We start from the raw sequence: 18,664 nt of genomic DNA, 5'->3' as shown, positions 1-18,664 counted from the left end.
ATGTAACGCGACGGTATATTGATGAAAACAAGGAAACATTATGAGCATTAAATCCGACAAATGGATACGCCGGATGAGCGAACAACACGGCATGATCGAACCGTTCGAACCGAACCAGATTAAGGAAATCGACGGAAAAAAAATCATTTCTTACGGCACATCAAGCTATGGTTACGATATCCGTTGTGCCAATGAATTCAAAATTTTTACCAACATCAATAGCACGATTGTCGACCCGAAAAATTTCGATACCCGCAACTTTGTAACCGTTGAAGACGATTATTGCATTATTCCGCCGAATTCTTTCGCTCTGGCCCGTACGGTGGAATATTTCCGTATTCCGCGCAACGTATTAACCGTATGTTTGGGTAAGTCCACTTATGCACGCTGCGGCATTATCGTGAATGTAACTCCGTTCGAACCGGAATGGGAAGGTTACGTTACGCTTGAGTTCTCCAACACCACACCGCTGCCTGCAAAAATATATGCCGGCGAAGGTGTAGCACAAGTATTGTTTTTTGAAAGTGATGAAATTTGCGAAACCTCTTACAAAGACCGAAAAGGCAAATACATGGGGCAAACAGGCGTAACTCTGCCTAAAACCTGATATTAAAAAGGCCGTCTGAAAGTTTTCAGACGGCCTTTTTACATGCTCTTGGCTGATTATGATTGTGAAGATGAGTAGAACAATGATGATTTGTTCTTTTCGTATTCTTTTTGCTTTTCAGCATCCTTAAATTTTACTTCAAACAAGTTTTCGCGACTAAAAGTCTGCTTAATGCTTTGTTTGAGTTCAGGGCTTTCTTGTAAATAATACGTTCCACCTACCAATACTGCTGCGAGTAAAAAAACACTCATACGCATAGCTGTATTCCTTATTAATTTTTTGAGATTGCAGAATAAAGCAAATGCCGTATGGGTATTCAAATATTTGCCCAACGGTTTATTTTCATGGCTAAATGGTATTGGAATACATTACAACAACTTTATAAATAGTTATTAACAAAAAGCAAAATAAATTTTTTCAATGTTTGAGGCCGTCTGAAAACGTGTTTTCAGACGGCCTCAAACACTTCATTTTCCGTTTTCAAATCAACGCAAATACAACATCGGATTGACGGCTTTTCCGTTAATCCGTACTTCAAAATGCAGCTTCACGCGATCGGTATCCGTGCTGCCCATTGTGGCAATGGTTTGCCCCTGCTGAACGGTTTGGCCTTTTTGCACACTGATACTATCGTTATGCGCATAGGCAGTCAACGTGCTGCTGTTATGGCTCACCAACACCAGTTTACCGTATCCGCGCAAACCCTCTCCGGCATACAGCACTTTTCCTGAAGCGGCGGCTTTAACAGGCGTGCCCGGTTCGCCTTTGATATCAATGCCTTTATTGGAGTTGCCGTTGTATTGTTCGATGATGTTGGCAACTCCGTTTTCAACCGGCCATTGCAAATTCAGGCGGTTGACCGGTGCTACTTGTTGGGACTCGCTTGTGCGGGAAGCGGCGCGGTGCGGAGAAGAAGCGGTTATTACACCCCGCGAACGGACGCGCAACACTTGGCCGACTTCGATTTTAGATGTGTCGTGCAGATTATTCCATTCCGCCAATGTTTTCACACTTTGTCCGAAACGCAAGCCGATGCGGTAAAGGTTATCGCCGCTCTGTACGCGGTAATGCCCTTCGGGTACGGGGCCGCTGGCAGGGTTGCCTGCACAGGCTGCCAATACCATCAAAGAAGCACTCAAAAATATTTTTTTCAGTTTGGGAAAGTATTGTGTATTCATGGGGCGTAAGGATAGCAAATTTGGACGGCAGCCCACACTTTCAGACGACCCAACTGCAACCCCTTTACTTTTTTTTACAATTTATGCTTTACCCGTTTTCACACCCCGACTGCTTGAAAGCAGGCAACGTTAGCTTTATTTTAGCGGCACGGGTAAAAATGACTATTAAAGGAAACAACACAATGCGTTTTTTCGGTATCGGTTTTCTAGTACTGCTGTTTTTGGAAATCATGTCCATCGTATGGATGGCGGATTGGATTGGCGGGGCAGCAACACTCGGCCTGATGACATTGAGTTTTGTGGCGGGAGCGATGATGCTGCGCCACACGGGTTTGTCAGGTTTGCTGATGGCGGGGGCTGCCGTGCGCGGCGGCGGGCAGGTTTCGTTTTACCAAATGCTTTGGCCCATCCGTTATGCCGTTGCAGCCGTTTTGATGATGAGTCCGGGTTTCGTATCGCTGATTATCGCTTTGATTCTGCTGTTGCCGATTAAAGGGAAACCGATTGCAGAGATCAACACCGCCACATTCACCTCGCAACACAATCCTTTCGCACGCCCCCGCCCGAATGACGACGATATCATTGAAGGCGAATATACCGTAACGCCGTCCGAACCGGGCATGCAAGACTATATCGAACATAAACGGGATTAATGCCGAGACAAACAGGTTCCCCATTATGCTTGAGGCCGTCTGAAAAGTTTTCAGACGGCCTTTTTTTATCGGTTAATTGATAGTGAACAAACTGATTTGGCGATATAAAAATACAGACGATATCACGCCGTAGAACGCCCCCGTTTATCTGCAATAAATGTAAATTATCGTTCAGACCGAATCAAAGCAATGTTATACTTATTTTTTCAAACTTACCGTCAGGCCGTCTGAAAAGCCCGACGCAAACAAACAATGAGCAGAATCCAGCAAACCTTCCAAGCCTTAAACGGCGAAAAAGCCCTGATTCCCTATATTACCGTCGGCGACCCCGACATCCGCACCACACTGGCCGTTATGCACAGTTTGGTTGCCAACGGTGCCGATCTGCTTGAGCTCGGCGTGCCCTTTTCCGACCCGATGGCAGACGGCCCCACCATTCAGCGCGCCGCCGAGCGCGCCCTCGCAAAAGGCGTATCACTGAACGATGTACTGGCAGTCGTACGCGAATTCCGCCAAACCGACCGAACCACGCCTGTCGTGCTGATGGGCTATCTCAACCCCATACACAAAATGGGTTACGAAACCTTTGCCCGCGCCACTGCCGAAGCAGGCGTAGACGGCGTGTTGACAGTCGATTCCCCCGTCGAAACCATTTCCACACTGCACGACGCGCTGAAGCAGAACGGTATCGACTGTATTTTCCTGATTGCCCCCACGACAACCGAAGAACGCATCCGAACCATCGCGCAACACGCAGGCGGCTTTGTTTATTATGTTTCGCTCAAAGGCGTAACCGGTTCGTCGCAGTTGGATACCGAAGCCGTTTCACGTAAAATTGAAATTTTGCGCAAATATATCAGCATCCCGATCGGCGTAGGTTTCGGCATCAGCAATGCCGAAAGCGCCCGAAAAATTGCCGCTGTTGCCGATGCCGTTATCGTCGGCAGCCGCATTGTCAAAGAAATCGAAAACAGCGCAGGCCGTGAAGCGGAAGCTGTCGGCGCGTTGGCAAAAGAATTAAAAGACGCCATCCGTTAACAAAAACACCGCAGGCCGTCTGAAAACATCAAGGAGCTACCATGAGCTGGCTAGACAAAATCTTACCCCCGAAAATCAAACGTGCAGATAAAAATGCGTCAGGCATTCCCGAAGGGCTGTGGCACAAATGCCCTTCCTGCTCGGCAACGCTTTATGCAACCGATTTGCAGCAAAACCTGCAAGTCTGCCCCAAATGTAACCATCACAATCCTTTATCCGCCCGCGACCGTTTGAACATGCTGTTGGACGAAAGCGGCCGCGAAGAAATCGGTGCACAGGTCAAACCCACCGACATTCTGAAATTCAAAGACAGCAAAAAATATCCCGACCGCCTATCCGCCGCGCGTAAAACTACCGGCGAAGACGATGCGTTGGTGGTTATGAAAGGCACCATGAACGGCCTGCCCGTGGTTGTGGCTTCATTCGAATTCCGTTTTATCGGCGGTTCGATGGGTTCGGTTGTGGGCGAGCGTTTCGTACAGGGCGTGCGCCGCGCCGTTGCCGACAACTGCGCTTTCGTATGCGTATCGGCTTCGGGCGGTGCGCGCATGCAGGAAGGTTTGAATTCCCTGATGCAGATGACCAAAACCAGCGCGTCGCTGCATCTGCTTTCCGAAAAACACCTGCCGTTTATCTCCGTGCTGACCGACCCGACGATGGGCGGAGTATCGGCCAGTTTCGCTTTCTTAGGCGACATTGTGTTGGCCGAACCCAATGCCTTGATCGGTTTCGCAGGCCCGCGCGTGATTGAGCAAACCGTGCGCGAAACCTTGCCCGAAGGCTTCCAGCGTGCCGAGTTTCTGCTGGAAAAAGGGGCGATTGACCAAATCGTCGACCGTCGCGAAATGAAACAGCGCATCAGCAATCTGATTACTTTGTTGCGCCGTCAGGATGCGGTAAGCGCAGCTTAAACATTCTCCTCCAATACCAATATAAACAGAGGCCGTCTGAAAAAACTTTTCAGACGGCCTCTGTTTAATTTGAGTTTATCAAAACAGGCTTACATTTATCGCAACACCACCTCGTTCGGCAATTCATCCACCGCTCCGTCGCGGGGATCACGCGGCAGATGGCGGGAAAGAATGGTATTCACTTCCCGCAAACCGCTCTCCAAGCCTGCAACGAATGCCCCGCTTTTAAAGGCTTCGCGCATGGTTTCGCAAACATGCTGCCATGCTTCCGTGCCGACTTTTCCGGCAATGCCCCTGTCGGCCACAATTTCGACCGCGTGGTCGGCAAACGATATATACACCAGCACGCCGCTGTTCATTTCCGTATCCCACACACCGAGCTCGCCGAACCATTGCCATGCGCGGGTACGGGTATTCAAACCGCCTAACACGGCGCTGCTCGGATAGCGCGACTCGATCACGAAGCGTATCTGGCCTTGATGGTTTTGCTCGGAACGCCCTATTTCGCTGCTGATGCGTTGCAGGTCGGCCGTGGGGAAATAACGCTCCACACGGAAACGCGGGCACAGCCAATGCTGCCATAGCCGTTTGAATCTGTTTTGCTCCATTACCATCCTCCTGACGCACCGCCGCCACCGAAACTGCCTCCGCCGCCACTGAAGCCGCCGCCCCCTCCGAAACCGCCGCCGCTGCTCCAACCGCCCGGACCACCGCCAAAGCCGCCTCCGAAACCGCCGCCCCGACCGCCTCTTCCGCCGGAAATAAATGCGCCGCTACCCACCGCAAACGCAATTACCGTGCCGACCAATGCCGCCAGCACCGCCACAATCAATCCAAAACCCAACACCCACGCGGCAAAGAATGTCAGCCCGCCGGTAATCAGGCTGCCGAAGGCCCGTCCGAAAATCGTTCTGAAAAAACCGCTGGCGAAAACCGGCAATATCAGCAGCATTATCCAACCGTCGTCGCTGTCGTCGGCGTATCGGTCGATCGGGTTTACCTCGGGAAGCGGTTCGCCCGCAATCAGTTTTTCAATCTGGGCCACGGCTACCGCTATGCCTTTGTCGGGTTCGCCGGCACTCAGGTAAGGCCGCAACACGTCTTCGAGAATGCGCTTGGCGTACATGTCGGGAATCGTACCCTCCAAACCGCGACCGACGGCAAGATGGCTTTTACGTTCGTCGCGCACCAAAAGCAGCAACACGCCATCGCTGATGTCTTTACGGCCGAGTTTCCACGCTTCCATCACGCGGGCAGAGTAATCGAACGGCGTTTCCGGATCGATGGTCGGCACGGTAAGCACAACAATCTGGCTGCCTTTTTCGCGGCTGTACTGCAACAGATGTGCGTTCAACTCTTCCCGTGCGGCAGGCTGCATCATTTCCGCCGTATCCATCACGGGGGCGGTCAGTTTCGGCACGGGAGTAAGGTCGGCCGCAAACAGCCATGCGCTCGCCAACATCATGGCGAGAAACATGCCGAAGCGTTGTATTGCGGATTGCATGGGCTTCCTTTTTCGATTTCAAGTTTCAGACGGCCTGTATGGATATCCGGCACGGCACGGGTCAACCCTGCCGCGCCCCCGCCATAATCATGACCATTCCGCTCAGGCACAGGGCTACGCCTATCCAATCGGTAATTTGCGGCTTCACGCCGTCTACCGCCCACAGCCACAGCAAGGCCGTACTGATATACACTCCGCCGTAAGCGGCATAAACGCGCCCGCTGGCGGTCGGATGCAAAGTAAGCAGCCACGCAAATACGGCCAAACTCAATGCTGCGGGCAACAGCAGCCACGGCGATCCGTTCTGCCGCAGCCATACATAAGGCAGGTAGCAGCCGACGATCTCCGCCAAAGCGGTGGCGGTAAACAGCAACAACGTTTTCAACATAACAGGCGGAAGAAGTATTTCAGACGGCCTTTTGAAACGTGAGGCCGTCTGAAAACCCTAATTAAAACTCTACTTTAGGCGCGGTGGAAACGGCTTTTTCATTCTCAACCGTAAACTGCGGACGGGCTTTCATGCCGAAAAGTTTGGCCGTGATGTTTTGCGGGAACTGACGCAAAGTGGTGTTATAAGTTTGCACCGCTTTGATGTAGTTGTTGCGTGCGAATGTTACGCGGTTTTCGGTGCCTTCCAACTGCGCCTGCAAATCACGGAAATTCTGGTCGGCTTTCAACTGCGGATAGTTTTCCGCCACCACCAGCAAACGCGATAGCGCGCTGCTCAGTTCTCCCTGAGCCTGAGCATATTGTTTCAATTTGGCTTCGTCGGTTGCATCTTCCGTCGTCATCTGGATGCTGCCCACTTTGCTGCGTGCGTTGGTTACGTCGGTCAGCACTTTTTCCTCGTGCTTGGCATAACCTTTGACGGTGTTAACCAGATTCGGAATCAAATCCGCGCGGCGCTGGTATTGGTTCAGCACTTCGGACCACGCCGCATTCGCTGCTTCGTCCTGTGTCTGCATAGTGTTGTAGCCGCAACCGTTCAAGGTAAATAAGGAAGTGAATACGGCCAAAATGGTCAACCATTTTTTCAGCATAAGATTACTCCTTTATTAAAAAATCAGAACAAGCCCTCAAACGGCCGTAAGATTAGAGTGAGGCCGTCTGAAAACATCAATTGGAACTTCTGTAAAACAAACCGGCTTTAAGCTGTATAACAGATAATTTTACTCAAACCTCAAGAGTTCGAGTATAAAAATAAAAACAATTTTTACCATGCGCGGATTTAAGACAAACAGCCGCTATATTTTTTCCCAACACGCCTATATAATTACATTTCATTACACTCAGCATCGGCATTATCCATGCAAAACAATACTTTATTTATTACCGGCGGTGCAGGTTTCATCGGCTCCGCCCTCATCCGCTATCTGATTGCACATACCGGCGTGCGTATCGTCAACATCGACAAACTTACCTACGCCGGAAACCTGCAATCGCTCTCCGGCGTTACCGCAAATCCCCGCTATTGTTTCGCCCGTACCGACATCTGCAACCGCGCCGCGCTGGACAAACTTTTTGCCGAGCATCAGCCGTACGGCATCATCCATCTGGCCGCCGAAAGCCATGTCGACCGCAGCATCGGCAGCCCCGCCGACTTCATCGAAACCAACATCGTCGGCACCTATACCCTGCTCGAAGCCGCCCGCAGCTACCTGCAAACGTCGAACGGCGAAATCAAGCGAACCTTCCGTTTCCATCATGTTTCCACCGACGAAGTTTACGGCGACCTGCAAGATTCAGACGGCCTCTTCACCGAAACCACCGCCTACGCCCCCAGCAGCCCCTATTCCGCCAGCAAAGCCTCGAGCGACCATCTTGTCCGCGCATGGCACCGCACTTACGGCCTGCCCATAGTGCTGACCAACTGCACCAACAACTACGGTCCCTGCCAGTTTCCCGAAAAACTGATTCCGCTGATGATTCTGAACTGCCTTGCCGCCAAGCCGCTGCCGGTTTACGGCGAAGGCAGGCAAATCCGCGACTGGCTGTATGTAGACGACCATGTCCGCGCATTGTGGTCGGTATTCACCCGCGCCCCGAACGGCGCAACCTACAATATCGGCGGTAATGCCGAGCAGCGGAATATCGATGTCGTCCGCACCATTTGCACCCTTCTCGACGAAATCCGCCCCACCGCACAAAACCCCGCCGCCCGCCGCCTGCAATCTTATACCGAACTGATTACCCACGTGGCCGACCGCCCCGGCCATGATGTCCGCTACGCCACCGATGCCTCGAAAATCACCCGCGATTTAGGCTGGCGGCCGCAAGAAAACTTTGAAAGCGGGTTGCGTAAAACCGTAGAATGGTATTTGAACAATGAAAGCTGGTGGCAGGCCGTCTTAAACGGCTCCTACCGCACCCTTGCGGCTCCGTGAAGAGGCCGTCTGAAAACCCACAATCAAAGGCATGCTTATGAAAGGCATCGTTCTCGCCGGCGGTACCGGCACCCGGCTTTATCCCGTTACCCGTGGCGTATCCAAACAGCTTCTGCCCGTGTACGACAAGCCGATGATTTATTACCCGCTTTCCGTGCTGATGCTTGCCGGCATCCGCGACATTCTGGTGATTACCACGCCCGAAGACATGAACGGCTACCAGCGCCTGCTCGGCGACGGCAGCAATTTCGGCATCAATCTCAGCTATGCCACCCAACCCCGCCCAGACGGTTTGGCGCAGGCGTTTTTAATCGGAAAATCCTTTATCGGCAACGACAACGTATGCCTGATTCTCGGCGACAACATCTATTTCGGCGAGGGTTTCAGCCGCAAACTCGAACACGCCGCCGCGCGCCGCAACGGTGCCACCGTATTTGCCTACCAAGTATCGGACCCCGCACGCTTCGGCGTGGTCGAATTCGACAACAACTTCAAAGCCGTTTCCATCGAAGAAAAACCGCAACATCCCAAATCGCACTACGCCGTTACCGGTTTGTATTTCTACGATAACGATGCGGTGGAAATGGCCGCACAAATCAAACCGTCCGCACGCGGCGAATTGGAAATTACCGACATCAACCGAATGTATCTGGAAACAGGCCGTCTGAACGTAGAACTCTTGGGCCGCGGCTTCGCATGGCTCGACACCGGCACCCACGACAGCCTGCTCGAAGCCGCCCATTTCGTCCACACCATCGAAAAGCGGCAAGGCTTGAAGATAGCCTGTTTGGAAGAAATCGCCTTCAACAAAGGCTGGCTCGACAAAGAAACACTGGCCGAACACATCAAGCCGCTGGCACAAACCGGTTACGGCCGGTATTTGCAGCGCCTGCTGGACAACTGAGCTTCGGCAACACCCGCCCTCCCCGTTACAACCGTAACCAACCCGACCGCCGTAATGGTCATGTTTTATAATGATTAAGTTTGTCAGACCGCCCGACAGTTGCTTTATAATGCACAGGCCGTCTGAACACACCTTCCCGACACCGACATGCAGATTGCCGATACCGATATCGCCGACGTTAAAATCATCCGTCCGACCCTATTCAACGACGAACGCGGCTTTTTTATGGAAACCTTCGAAAAAAACCGCTACCGCAAAATGCTCGGCATCGACTTGGATTTTGTGCAAGACAACTATTCCCGCTCCTACAAAAACGTATTGCGCGGCCTGCACTTCCAAACCGAAAACCCACAAGGCAAACTGGTACGTTGCGTGCGCGGCGAAATATTCGACGTGGTGGTCGACATCCGCCCGCATTCGCCCACATTCGGCCGGTGGACAAGCATTGTTCTCAATGACGACAACCAAATACAATGCTGGATTCCCCCCGGCTTCGCCCACGGCTTCGCCGTTTTGAGCGATGTGGCCGATGTCGAATACAAATGCACCGATTTTTATAACCCCAAGGCCGAAGGCTGCCTGATCTGGAACGACCCTGCAGTCGGCATCGACTGGCCGGTAAGCCATCCTCTTTTGTCAGCCAAAGACCAACAAGGAAAAACTCTGGAGGAACTATACAAATGAGAATCTTACTAACCGGTTCCAAAGGCCAGCTCGGACGCTGTTTCAAAGACCGCCTGCCCGAAAACTGGGAGCTGATCGCAGCCGATTCCGCCACACTCGACATTACCGACGCAGAAGCCGTATTGAATATGGCCAAAAGTTTCCAACCCGATGCCATTCTCAATGCCGCTGCCTATACGGCGGTTGAAAAAGCCGAACGCGAACGCGGCACGGCCTTTGCCGTCAACGGCAGCGCCGTGCACAATCTCGCCGCCGCCGCCCATGCGGTTAAAGCCCGTTTCATCCACATTTCCACCGATTATGTATTCGACGGAAAAAGCAAAACGCCCTACCAAGAAAATGCCCTGCCCGATCCGGTAAACGCCTACGGCCAATCCAAACTTGCCGGCGAACTCCTTGCCCTCGCCGCCAACCCCGACAGCCTGATTGTCCGCACTTCATGGATATTCAGCGAATACGGCAACAACTTCGTCAAAACCATGCTTACCCTTGCCGCCGAAAAAGAATCGTTATCCGTCGTCGACGATCAAACCGGCTGCCCTACCTATGCTGGCGATCTGGCGCAAACCCTCATCGACATCCTCGGCAAACCCGCCTTCCCGCGCGGCATCTACCACTATTGCAGCAACCATCCCGTGAGCTGGTACGATTTCACCCAAAGTATTTTTCAGACGGCCTCTGCCGGCCATTCCTCCTTTACAGCGCCGGTATTACAAACCGTTTCCTCGAAAGAACACCGCGCATCCGTTCTCCGCCCCGCATACAGCGTGCTCGATTGCCATAAAATCCGCAGCGAATTAGGCATTACCCCCGCCGACTGGCAAAAATCTTTGGCCAACGTCATTGCCAAGCTGATCCCCTGAGCGCCAGCTTTCGTTATAAACACAGGCCGTCTGAAAACATATTTCAGACGGCCTGTGTTTATAACGAAAATTCATGCAGATAAACTCCACTTCGGCATCTGCACCACAATCCGACACTTCGATGCCCGCCTCTCCCTTTTTATGTTGTCCTTGCCGCACACATTCCCCCCAATGTACCTTCAAATCCAATTTTATATTGCCCCTTCAAGACATGGACTAATATAATAACGAGCTCACAACAGGGCTGTCAGCAACCTTCACCGGTTTCTCACAGCCCTGAGAAATTTTTCATGCTGCCCGTGCGCTCTTTAAACCAGCAATCAAACAGCTTTTTATCACCCCGCGAAAATCCGTTTTGCCGGTACTCGTTATTAACTGGAGTATTGCCATTATGAACGCAACCCCTGCGTCTGCCATCCAACCCTATCTGCAAATACAAGGCTTGGTAAAAAAGTTTGGTGACAATTACGCTGTCGATCACATCGACTTAGATATTGAAAAACATGAAATCTTCGCCCTTTTGGGCAGCTCGGGTAGCGGCAAATCCACGCTGTTGCGCATGCTGGCGGGCATGGAAACGCCAAACCAAGGCAAAATCATCCTCGACGGGCAGGACATTACCAAACTCGCCCCCTATGAGCGTCCGATCAACATGATGTTCCAAAGCTACGCACTTTTCCCGCATATGACGGTGGAACAAAACATCGCCTTCGGCCTCAAGCAAGACAAAATGCCCAAAGACGAAATCATCGAGCGCGTGGAAGAAATGCTGCGTCTGGTGCAGATGAGCAAATTTGCCAAACGCAAACCGCACCAGCTTTCAGGCGGCCAACAGCAACGCGTAGCCTTGGCCCGCAGCTTGGCCAAACGCCCGAAAATCCTCTTGCTCGACGAACCCTTGGGCGCGCTCGATAAAAAACTGCGCCAGCAAACTCAACTCGAATTGGTCAACACACTGGAGCAAGTGGGTGTAACCTGCATCATGGTAACGCACGACCAAGAAGAAGCCATGACCATGGCTACCCGCGTGGCGATTATGTCGGAAGGCCAACTGCAACAAGTCGGCACGCCGAGCGACGTTTACGACTTCCCCAACAGCCGCTTCACCGCCGAATTCATCGGCGAAACCAATATCTTTGAAGGCACCGTGCTGGAAGACCAAGCCGACTACTCCATCGTCGAATGCCCCGAACTGGCCAACAAAGTACGCATCGACCACGGTTTGGGCGGTCGTGCCGAACAAAACCTGTGGATCAGCATCCGCCCCGAAGATATCGACCTGCACAAAGAAAAACCGGAAGCATTCGGCGATTCCAACTGGGAGCAAGGCACGGTTAAAGAAATTGCCTATCTGGGCAGCTTTGCCATTTACCATGTCCAACTGGCTAACGGCCGCGTTATCAAAAGCCAAGTGCCCGCCCCTTACTGGCATGTCCGCAACCTTACCCCGCCGACTTGGGACGAAACCGTATATGTAAGCTGGCCCGAAAACCAGCCCACTCCGCTGTTCAGCTAAGCCGCAAGGATAACCGCAATGAAACTGAAAACGTTTAAACGCAAACTCCTGCGCCGCCCCGGGCAGCGGGCAGTGATTGCCGTGCCTTATATCTGGCTGCTGGTGCTGTTTCTGATTCCGTTTGCAATCGTGCTGAAAATCAGCTTTGCCGAGCAAGAGCTGGCCATTCCACCCTATTCGCCGCTGATTACCACCGATCCCGACTTAGGCCGTCTGAATATCGCATTGAATTACCAAAACTATGCCGATATTTTCCAAAGTTTCTGGAGCAGTTTGGGCCAAATGCTGAATCCGTTTTCAGACGGCAACGGCAACAATATCTACCTGCTCACTTACTGGCTGTCGATTAAAACCGCGCTGACCACCACGCTTATCTGCCTGATGCTCGGCTACCCGATTGCCTACGCCATTTCGCGCGCCCATCCGTCTATCCGCAACGGTTTGCTGCTGGCAATCATGCTGCCTTTCTGGACTTCTTTCCTACTGCGCGTTTACGCTTGGATGGGATTGCTCGGGCACAACGGCATCATCAACAACTACCTGTTGAAATACGGCATCATCAGCCAACCGCTGGATCTTTTTTACAATGCCTTTTCACTGAATCTGGTTATGGTTTACGCCTATCTGCCGTTTATGATTCTGCCGCTCTATACCCAACTGGTAAAAATGGACAGCAGGCTGCTTGAAGCGGCTTCCGACTTGGGTGCCGGCCCGATTAAGGCGTTTTTCTCAATTACACTGCCTTTATCGAAAACCGGCATTATCGCCGGCTCGATGCTGGTATTCGTACCGGCGGTCGGCGAATTTGTGATTCCCGAGCTGGTGGGCGGTTCCGATAACCTGATGATCGGTAAAGTATTGTGGCAGGCGTTCTTCGACCAAAACAACTGGCCGCTGGCTTCCGCCATTGCCGTGATTATGGTGATTCTGCTGGTTATTCCGATTACCCTGTTCCACCACTATGAAAACCGTGAAATCGAAGAAGGAGCCAGATAATGTCCAAATACAAACTTTCTTGGTTTCTCAAAATGATGCTGGCGCTGGGCTTGGCCTTTCTGTATATCCCGCTGGTTATTTTGATTATTTATTCTTTCAACGAATCGAAACTGGTAACGGTTTGGGGCGGATTCTCCACCAAATGGTACGGCGCATTGGCCAACAACAGCACGATTCTCGAAGCGGCATGGCTGTCATTGCGCATTGCCGTGGTGTCTTCGCTGGCTGCAGTAACACTGGGCACGCTGGCTGGTTACGCTCTGGCGCGCATCAAGCGTTTCCGCGGCAGCACGCTGTTTGCCGGCATGGTATCTGCGCCGATGGTGATGCCCGATGTGATTACCGGTTTGTCGATGCTGCTTCTGATTATTCAGGTGCAAATGTTTCTGCAAAGCAGCGAATTGTTGAGCTGGCTTTATTTCGACCGCGGCTTTTTCACGATTTTCTTGGGGCACACGACATTGTGCATGGCCTACATTACCGTGATTATCCGTTCACGATTAATAGAGCTCGACCAATCGCTCGAAGAAGCCGCTATGGATTTGGGCGCACGGCCGTTGAAAATCTTTTTCGTGATTACCCTGCCGCTGATTGCTCCGGCAATCGCTTCGGGTTTCCTGCTCGGCATTACCTTGTCGCTGGATGATTTGGTGATTACTTCGTTCCTGTCGGGCCCGGGTTCCTCCACCCTGCCGCAGGTGATTTTCTCAAAAATCAAACTCGGCCTCGACCCGCAGATGAACGTGTTGGCAACCATTATGATTACCATCGTCGGCACGCTGGTGATTGCCATCAACTACTACATGATGCGCCAAGCCACCAAACGCGAGCGCGAAGCTGCCGAAGCCTACCGTCAAGAGAAGTTGGCATTGGAAAATGTAGGCCGTTAACCACAACAGGCTGCCCGTTAAACGGCAGCCTGTTTTTTGCCTGAATTTGCCTGCTTTATGCAGTCTAAACGCCCATACTGATGGCCGAATTTGCCAATGTAATCAATCAACACATTTTTAATACAAGGCAGCAAGCCGCAGGCAGTACAGGTAGTACGACAAGGCAACAACGCCGTAGTAAAAGTTAAGCTGATAGACTATATCGCGAATATAACAACCTGCCGTCTGAATCTTTTCAGACGGCCACAATCCGTCGCAGAGGAAAAATCATGAACCCTATTAGCAAACTGCTGGCCTTATCCGCACCCGCCTGCCGGTTATCCAAGCACCGATGGCCGGCGTTCAAAGCAGCAACCTGGCGATTACCGCCTGCCAAGCGGGAGCATTGGGTTCGCTACCTGCCGCCATGCTGCCGTCTGAAAAACTGTGCGCCGAAATCGAAACCATCCGCCGACACACCGATCGGCCGTTCAACATCAACTTTTTCGCCCACCGCCAACCTGAAGCGGACGCAGCGCAACAAGCAAAATGGCTTGCCGCACTCGCGCCATTTTACCGTGAATTCGGCTTGACGGAACAAGACGTACTGCAAGGCGGCCGACAGCCGTTTGGCAACGAGCAGGCGGAAATTGTTATGCAATACCGCCCGCCCGTGGTCAGCTTTCATTTCGGCCTGCCGGAACAAGCCTTGTTGGACAAAGTAAAAAGCAGCGGTGCCGTAGTAATGTCGAGCGCCACCACCGTCGAAGAAGCCCGTTGGCTGGAAGCGTACGGAGCAGACATCATCATTGCGCAAGGTTTGGAAGCCGGCGGGCATCGGGGCATGTTTCTCAGCCGCGACTTAAACCGCCAACAAGGATTATTCAGTCTGTTGCCGCAAATCCGTGCTGCTGTGAATATGCCAGTTGTGGCTGCCGGCGGCATCAGCGATGCAACCACCGCACGAGCGGCGCGTACTTTGGGTGCCGCCGGTATCCAAATCGGTACGGCTCTGATGTTGGCAGACGAAGCCGATACCTCCGCACTTCCACCGCAAAGCCCTGCAAAGCGAACAGGCCGCCGATACCGTGTTAACCAATCTGTTCAGCAGCGGCTTTGCCCGCGGTATCGTGAACCGCTTTATCCACGAAGCAGGCCCCTCCAGCGATGCCGCACCGCCTTTCCCGCTCGCCCAATCCGCTTCCGCACCTCTAAAAGCGGCCGCCGAAACGCAAGGATCCGATGAATTCTCATCATTATGGGCAGGACAAAACGCACCGCTTGCCCAAACCGGCAGCACAGGGGAAATTATCGGCAACTTGGCGGAAGCGTTCGGCAGTTATCACTGCGAAGCGTAAATTTCATAACAAGCGGCAAATTATGCCTGTTTCAGCAACCTGCAATCATTATCTGCACATTAAAACGGAGGAAACGTGGCATGAGAGATCAAGTTTGATGGCTGCAACGATATTTTTGCTATTTTTCATATAGCAAATAAACTTATTTTTGCTACAACGTGGCAAGACGCAGACCGTACAAAATAGTACGGAACCGATTCCGTTGCCGCTCGGCAGCTTACAAAATCATTCTTTTTAAACTAAAGCGCAACAACGCCGTAGCGGAAATAAAGTTCATTTGTTATGGACAGAATGTGTAGATAAGGTGTGTACGATAACAAAGAGGCCGTCTGAAAACACTTTTCAGACGGCCTCTTTGCTGCCTTTCGAATACGGCGGCAAAACCACTCCTGCAACCGTGCTTTTTCTCATTCTTCGCTTTTGCCGTTATATTTTTCTTCCACCACTTCTTTAATCGGTTCGGCTTCAGCAATTTTCTCTTCCGCTTCCTGCTTCTCCTCTGCATCCGCTTCTTCTTTTTCCTGCACGGCTTCGGCCGGCGGCGAGAATTGGAATTTTCCATATACGGGGAAATGGTCGGAACCGATATAAGGCAGCACTTTGATTTCACTCATCATGAAATCGCTGCTGTGGAAAATATGATCGAGCGGCCAGCGCAGCAGCGGATATTCGGCATGGAAGGTATTGTACAAACCACGCCCTTTACGCGGATCGAGCAGGCCGCTGATCTGTTGGAACAACCGCGATGTACGCGACCATGCCACATCGTTCAAATCGCCGAATACCAGCACGGAATGATTGTTTTTGGCAATCTCTTTACCCACCAGCAGCAATTCGGCATCCCTGTCAGTGGAGGTATCGGCCTCGGTGGGGCTGGGCGGCATCGGGTGGAGGCAGTAAATGCGTATCCACTCGCCCGAATGCAACTGCATTTCGGCGACAATCGACGGAATATCTTCGGCTACCCAATGGCGTATTTCGACATTGCGTAACGGCAGGCGGCTGTATAAATGCATGCCGTAGAGGTTATCAAGCGGAATCTTCACCGTGTATCCATAGCCGTATTCATGCTCCAACGGTGCAAGCTGCCCTTCCCACCATTCGTCGCTCTCTAAAGTCAACACCACATCCGGTCGGTATTGCCGCACTTGTGCCAACAGCAAATCGGCACGGCGGTTGCTGGTCAGCACGTTGCCGGTAATCAGCGACACGGTGCGGTTGTCGTCTTTGCCTCGGTAACGCATCACTTCCGGCCGGCTTAAACGCGTGTAGGCGGCAATTTCTTTCAATTGGTAGAAAAAACAGAGAATGTTGAGGATTTCAAACGCAACAAACACCGGATGATTGTTGGCCTGCAAAGCATAATTCAAAACCACGCACAGCAAACTGAATGCGGCAATTTGCAGGCGCGGGAAATCGAAAATACGGAACGCCCAATGGTTATGGTTAACCAAGGGCAGCAAAGTTGCCAATATCGGCAGCGATAACAAAATGAACAACAACCAATCGGTAACGGTAAAATCCGGCATGATGAAATTTTAATAAACGGTCGGCCGTTAACAGCGCAACTTGTTTCTCTGTTTTTCAATGCGCCGAATATAACATATATCCCTTTGGAAAAGGCCGTCTGAAAATCCTGTTTGCAGATTTTCAGACGGCCTCTTACTGTATCGGCGGGAACAAACTCTGATCACCGAGTCAGCAGATTCAATGCTTCCCGATATTTTTCAACGGTTTTGCGAATCACCTCGTCGGGCACTTTGGGTGCGGGAGCCTGTTTGTTCCAGCCGCTTCGCTCCAACCAATCGCGTACGAACTGCTTGTCGAACGACGGCGGATTGGTGCCGACCCGATATTGGTCCGCCGGCCAAAAACGGCTGGAATCGGGGGTAAGCACTTCGTCCATCAAAGTCAGCGTACCGTTTTCATCCAAGCCGAATTCAAATTTGGTGTCGCAAATGATGATGCCGCGGGTTTTGGCGTATTCCGCCGCCTCGGTATAAAGCCGAATGGCCTTGCTGCGCACTTCGGCGGCAAGCTCCTTGCCGATAATGTTTTCGCACTCTTCAAAGCTGATGTTTTCATCGTGATCGCCCACGGCCGCTTTGGTAGACGGGGTAAAAATCACTTCGGGCAATTGCTGTGCCTCCTGCATGCCTTTGGGCAGTTTGATGCCGCATACGGTGCCGGTTTTGCAATAATCTTTCCAACCGCTTCCGGCCAGATAACCGCGCACGATGGCTTCCACTTTCACCGGTGTGAGCTTTTTGGCAACCACGGCGCGCTTTTCCAACAGGCGGGCTTCGGCTTCCGGCAATACGTCATACACAGTGTCGCCGGTAAAATGGCTCGGCATGATATGGGCGAGTTTTTTGAACCAGAAATTGGAAATCTGGGTAAGGATTTCGCCTTTGCCGGGTATGGGGTCGTCGAGAATCACGTCGAACGCGGAAAGACGGTCGGATGCAACCATCAACATACGTTGGTTGTCGATTTCGTATAAATCACGGACTTTACCGGAATAGATTTTCTTCAGGCTGATGTCTGACATGGCTTTCTCTTTGCGAATATTAAGCGGTGTTTGCTAAAGCCGTCATTTTAGCCGAATTCTGCTATCGGATGCGGATTGTTTGCAAAACGCAGACAAACAAAGGCCGTCTGAAAACATGGTTTTCAGACGGCCTCCGTTCAATCCTTCACCACTCTATTTATCAGATGATGCCTTGATTTTGAGTTTGTTGTTGGATTTGATCTTGGCCGGCGGCATAACCGCTGTCAACGCCATAACCGCTTGCAGTAAGATCAGCGGCTACGTTATCCCAAGTAGTATCGCTTTCGGTGAAAACAAGATCTCCGATATTGTATGAGTCTACTGCAAATATATCGTTGATAACGATATCGTTATCTTGACTTCCGCTACTTTGCAAGTCTACACCTACACCACCCATACCATTATCCGATCCGGATAAATCGGCACTGCTCCAAAGTTGGTAAGAACCGTTATCACTGTCTTGGCCGGCTGTGCCCGCAGCATAACCGTAGCTATCTGCCGCTCCATCTACATCGCTATGATAGCCGATAATACAATCCCAATCAGGTTCCGAGCATGGTGGGCAAGGATCTGGCTCAGGCTCTGGTTCAGGCCATGGGCAGGGGTCAGGTTCTGGTTCGGGATCAGGACAAGGATCCGGTTCGGGTT

Annotated in this window: 22 protein-coding genes; 13 read left to right on the top strand and 9 right to left on the bottom strand. The window is 51.8% G+C overall.

Annotated elements, in window-relative coordinates:
• Positions 1-40: 40 nt before the first annotated feature.
• On the top strand, positions 41-607 hold the full coding sequence (gene dcd / locus Q0X97_RS09175) for a dCTP deaminase (RefSeq protein WP_085390331.1): 567 nt from the start codon (positions 41-43) through the stop codon (positions 605-607).
• Positions 608-663: 56 nt separating this feature from the next.
• On the opposite strand, the gene Q0X97_RS09170 is transcribed toward dcd, so the two are convergent.
• Positions 664-864, bottom strand: coding sequence for a hypothetical protein (locus Q0X97_RS09170; RefSeq protein ID WP_302066665.1), 201 nt, complete (start codon positions 862-864; stop codon positions 664-666).
• A 228-nt stretch (positions 865-1,092) separates the two neighbouring features.
• Positions 1,093-1,785: a M23 family metallopeptidase gene (locus tag Q0X97_RS09165; protein ID WP_302066664.1), complete on the bottom strand. Its 693-nt coding sequence runs from the start codon at positions 1,783-1,785 to the stop codon at positions 1,093-1,095.
• 182 nt (positions 1,786-1,967) lie between these two features.
• Here Q0X97_RS09165 and Q0X97_RS09160 point away from each other — a divergent pair, with 182 nt between their 5' ends.
• The 3 genes from Q0X97_RS09160 (at position 1,968) to accD (ending at position 4,387) form a co-directional block, all read left to right on the top strand.
• Positions 1,968-2,438 (top strand): FxsA family protein, encoded by a 471-nt coding sequence (locus Q0X97_RS09160; protein WP_302066663.1) that lies wholly within the window; start codon positions 1,968-1,970, stop codon positions 2,436-2,438.
• A 252-nt stretch (positions 2,439-2,690) separates the two neighbouring features.
• A complete protein-coding gene (gene trpA / locus Q0X97_RS09155; protein ID WP_302066662.1) occupies positions 2,691-3,476 on the top strand; it encodes a tryptophan synthase subunit alpha in 786 nt (261 codons plus the stop codon).
• Between the two features lie 41 nt (positions 3,477-3,517).
• The gene (accD, locus tag Q0X97_RS09150) at positions 3,518-4,387 is read left to right on the top strand and encodes an acetyl-CoA carboxylase, carboxyltransferase subunit beta (protein ID WP_302066661.1); all 870 of its coding nucleotides are present in this window, start codon (positions 3,518-3,520) and stop codon (positions 4,385-4,387) included.
• Positions 4,388-4,482: 95 nt separating this feature from the next.
• On the opposite strand, the gene Q0X97_RS09145 is transcribed toward accD, so the two are convergent.
• From Q0X97_RS09145 to Q0X97_RS09130, 4 genes are all read right to left on the bottom strand, one after another.
• Positions 4,483-4,995 (bottom strand): TPM domain-containing protein, encoded by a 513-nt coding sequence (locus Q0X97_RS09145; RefSeq protein ID WP_302066660.1) that lies wholly within the window; start codon positions 4,993-4,995, stop codon positions 4,483-4,485.
• The gene (locus Q0X97_RS09140; RefSeq protein WP_302066659.1) at positions 4,995-5,891 is read right to left on the bottom strand and encodes a YgcG family protein; all 897 of its coding nucleotides are present in this window, start codon (positions 5,889-5,891) and stop codon (positions 4,995-4,997) included. Before Q0X97_RS09140 ends, Q0X97_RS09145 begins: the two co-directional genes overlap by 1 nt.
• A gap of 61 nt (positions 5,892-5,952) precedes the next feature.
• Positions 5,953-6,279, bottom strand: a complete 327-nt coding sequence (locus tag Q0X97_RS09135; RefSeq protein ID WP_302066658.1) for a YnfA family protein — start codon at positions 6,277-6,279, stop codon at positions 5,953-5,955.
• A 61-nt stretch (positions 6,280-6,340) separates the two neighbouring features.
• Positions 6,341-6,931, bottom strand: a complete 591-nt coding sequence (locus tag Q0X97_RS09130) for a LemA family protein (RefSeq protein WP_302066657.1) — start codon at positions 6,929-6,931, stop codon at positions 6,341-6,343.
• Positions 6,932-7,198: 267 nt separating this feature from the next.
• On the opposite strand from Q0X97_RS09130, the gene rfbB reads away from it, so the two are divergent.
• The 9 genes from rfbB to Q0X97_RS11905 all read left to right on the top strand — a co-directional run bounded on the left by rfbB (position 7,199) and on the right by Q0X97_RS11905 (position 15,465).
• The gene (gene rfbB, locus Q0X97_RS09125; protein ID WP_302066656.1) at positions 7,199-8,275 is read left to right on the top strand and encodes a dTDP-glucose 4,6-dehydratase; all 1,077 of its coding nucleotides are present in this window, start codon (positions 7,199-7,201) and stop codon (positions 8,273-8,275) included.
• A gap of 37 nt (positions 8,276-8,312) precedes the next feature.
• A complete protein-coding gene (rfbA, locus tag Q0X97_RS09120) occupies positions 8,313-9,179 on the top strand; it encodes a glucose-1-phosphate thymidylyltransferase RfbA (RefSeq protein WP_302066655.1) in 867 nt (288 codons plus the stop codon).
• A gap of 147 nt (positions 9,180-9,326) precedes the next feature.
• Positions 9,327-9,863, top strand: a complete 537-nt coding sequence (gene rfbC, locus Q0X97_RS09115; RefSeq protein WP_302066654.1) for a dTDP-4-dehydrorhamnose 3,5-epimerase — start codon at positions 9,327-9,329, stop codon at positions 9,861-9,863.
• Positions 9,860-10,726, top strand: coding sequence for a dTDP-4-dehydrorhamnose reductase (rfbD, locus tag Q0X97_RS09110; protein ID WP_302066653.1), 867 nt, complete (start codon positions 9,860-9,862; stop codon positions 10,724-10,726). The genes rfbC and rfbD overlap by 4 nt, the downstream gene beginning before the upstream one ends.
• A gap of 391 nt (positions 10,727-11,117) precedes the next feature.
• Complete coding sequence (gene potA, locus Q0X97_RS09105; RefSeq protein WP_302066652.1) at positions 11,118-12,242, top strand: ABC transporter ATP-binding protein; 1,125 nt, start codon at positions 11,118-11,120, stop codon at positions 12,240-12,242.
• 18 nt (positions 12,243-12,260) lie between these two features.
• Positions 12,261-13,238: an ABC transporter permease subunit gene (locus Q0X97_RS09100; protein ID WP_302066651.1), complete on the top strand. Its 978-nt coding sequence runs from the start codon at positions 12,261-12,263 to the stop codon at positions 13,236-13,238.
• Positions 13,238-14,128, top strand: a complete 891-nt coding sequence (locus Q0X97_RS09095; protein WP_302066650.1) for an ABC transporter permease subunit — start codon at positions 13,238-13,240, stop codon at positions 14,126-14,128. Before Q0X97_RS09100 ends, Q0X97_RS09095 begins: the two co-directional genes overlap by 1 nt.
• Before the next feature lie 331 nt (positions 14,129-14,459).
• The gene (locus Q0X97_RS09090; RefSeq protein WP_367881748.1) at positions 14,460-15,353 is read left to right on the top strand and encodes a nitronate monooxygenase; all 894 of its coding nucleotides are present in this window, start codon (positions 14,460-14,462) and stop codon (positions 15,351-15,353) included.
• Positions 15,250-15,465 carry a hypothetical protein gene (locus tag Q0X97_RS11905; protein ID WP_367881752.1) on the top strand — a complete coding sequence of 72 codons (216 nt, stop codon included), beginning with the start codon at positions 15,250-15,252 and terminating at the stop codon, positions 15,463-15,465. The genes Q0X97_RS09090 and Q0X97_RS11905 overlap by 104 nt, the downstream gene beginning before the upstream one ends.
• A 407-nt stretch (positions 15,466-15,872) precedes the next feature.
• Here Q0X97_RS11905 and Q0X97_RS09085 read toward each other — a convergent pair whose 3' ends face one another.
• The 3 genes from Q0X97_RS09085 to Q0X97_RS09075 all read right to left on the bottom strand — a co-directional run.
• Positions 15,873-16,994, bottom strand: a complete 1,122-nt coding sequence (locus Q0X97_RS09085) for an endonuclease/exonuclease/phosphatase family protein (RefSeq protein WP_302066649.1) — start codon at positions 16,992-16,994, stop codon at positions 15,873-15,875.
• 161 nt (positions 16,995-17,155) lie between these two features.
• Positions 17,156-18,016, bottom strand: coding sequence for a phosphoribosylaminoimidazolesuccinocarboxamide synthase (locus Q0X97_RS09080; RefSeq protein ID WP_302066648.1), 861 nt, complete (start codon positions 18,014-18,016; stop codon positions 17,156-17,158).
• Positions 18,017-18,176: 160 nt separating this feature from the next.
• Positions 18,177-18,664, bottom strand: a 488-nt coding sequence (locus Q0X97_RS09075) for a hypothetical protein (RefSeq protein WP_302067715.1), incomplete at its 5' end; no start/stop codon positions are given.

The organism is Neisseria sp. MVDL19-042950 (genome assembly GCF_030504625.1).
GTDB lineage: Bacteria > Pseudomonadota > Gammaproteobacteria > Burkholderiales > Neisseriaceae > Neisseria.
Note: the sequence above shows the minus strand (reverse complement) of the source record. Positions and strands in the feature narration are given on the sequence as shown.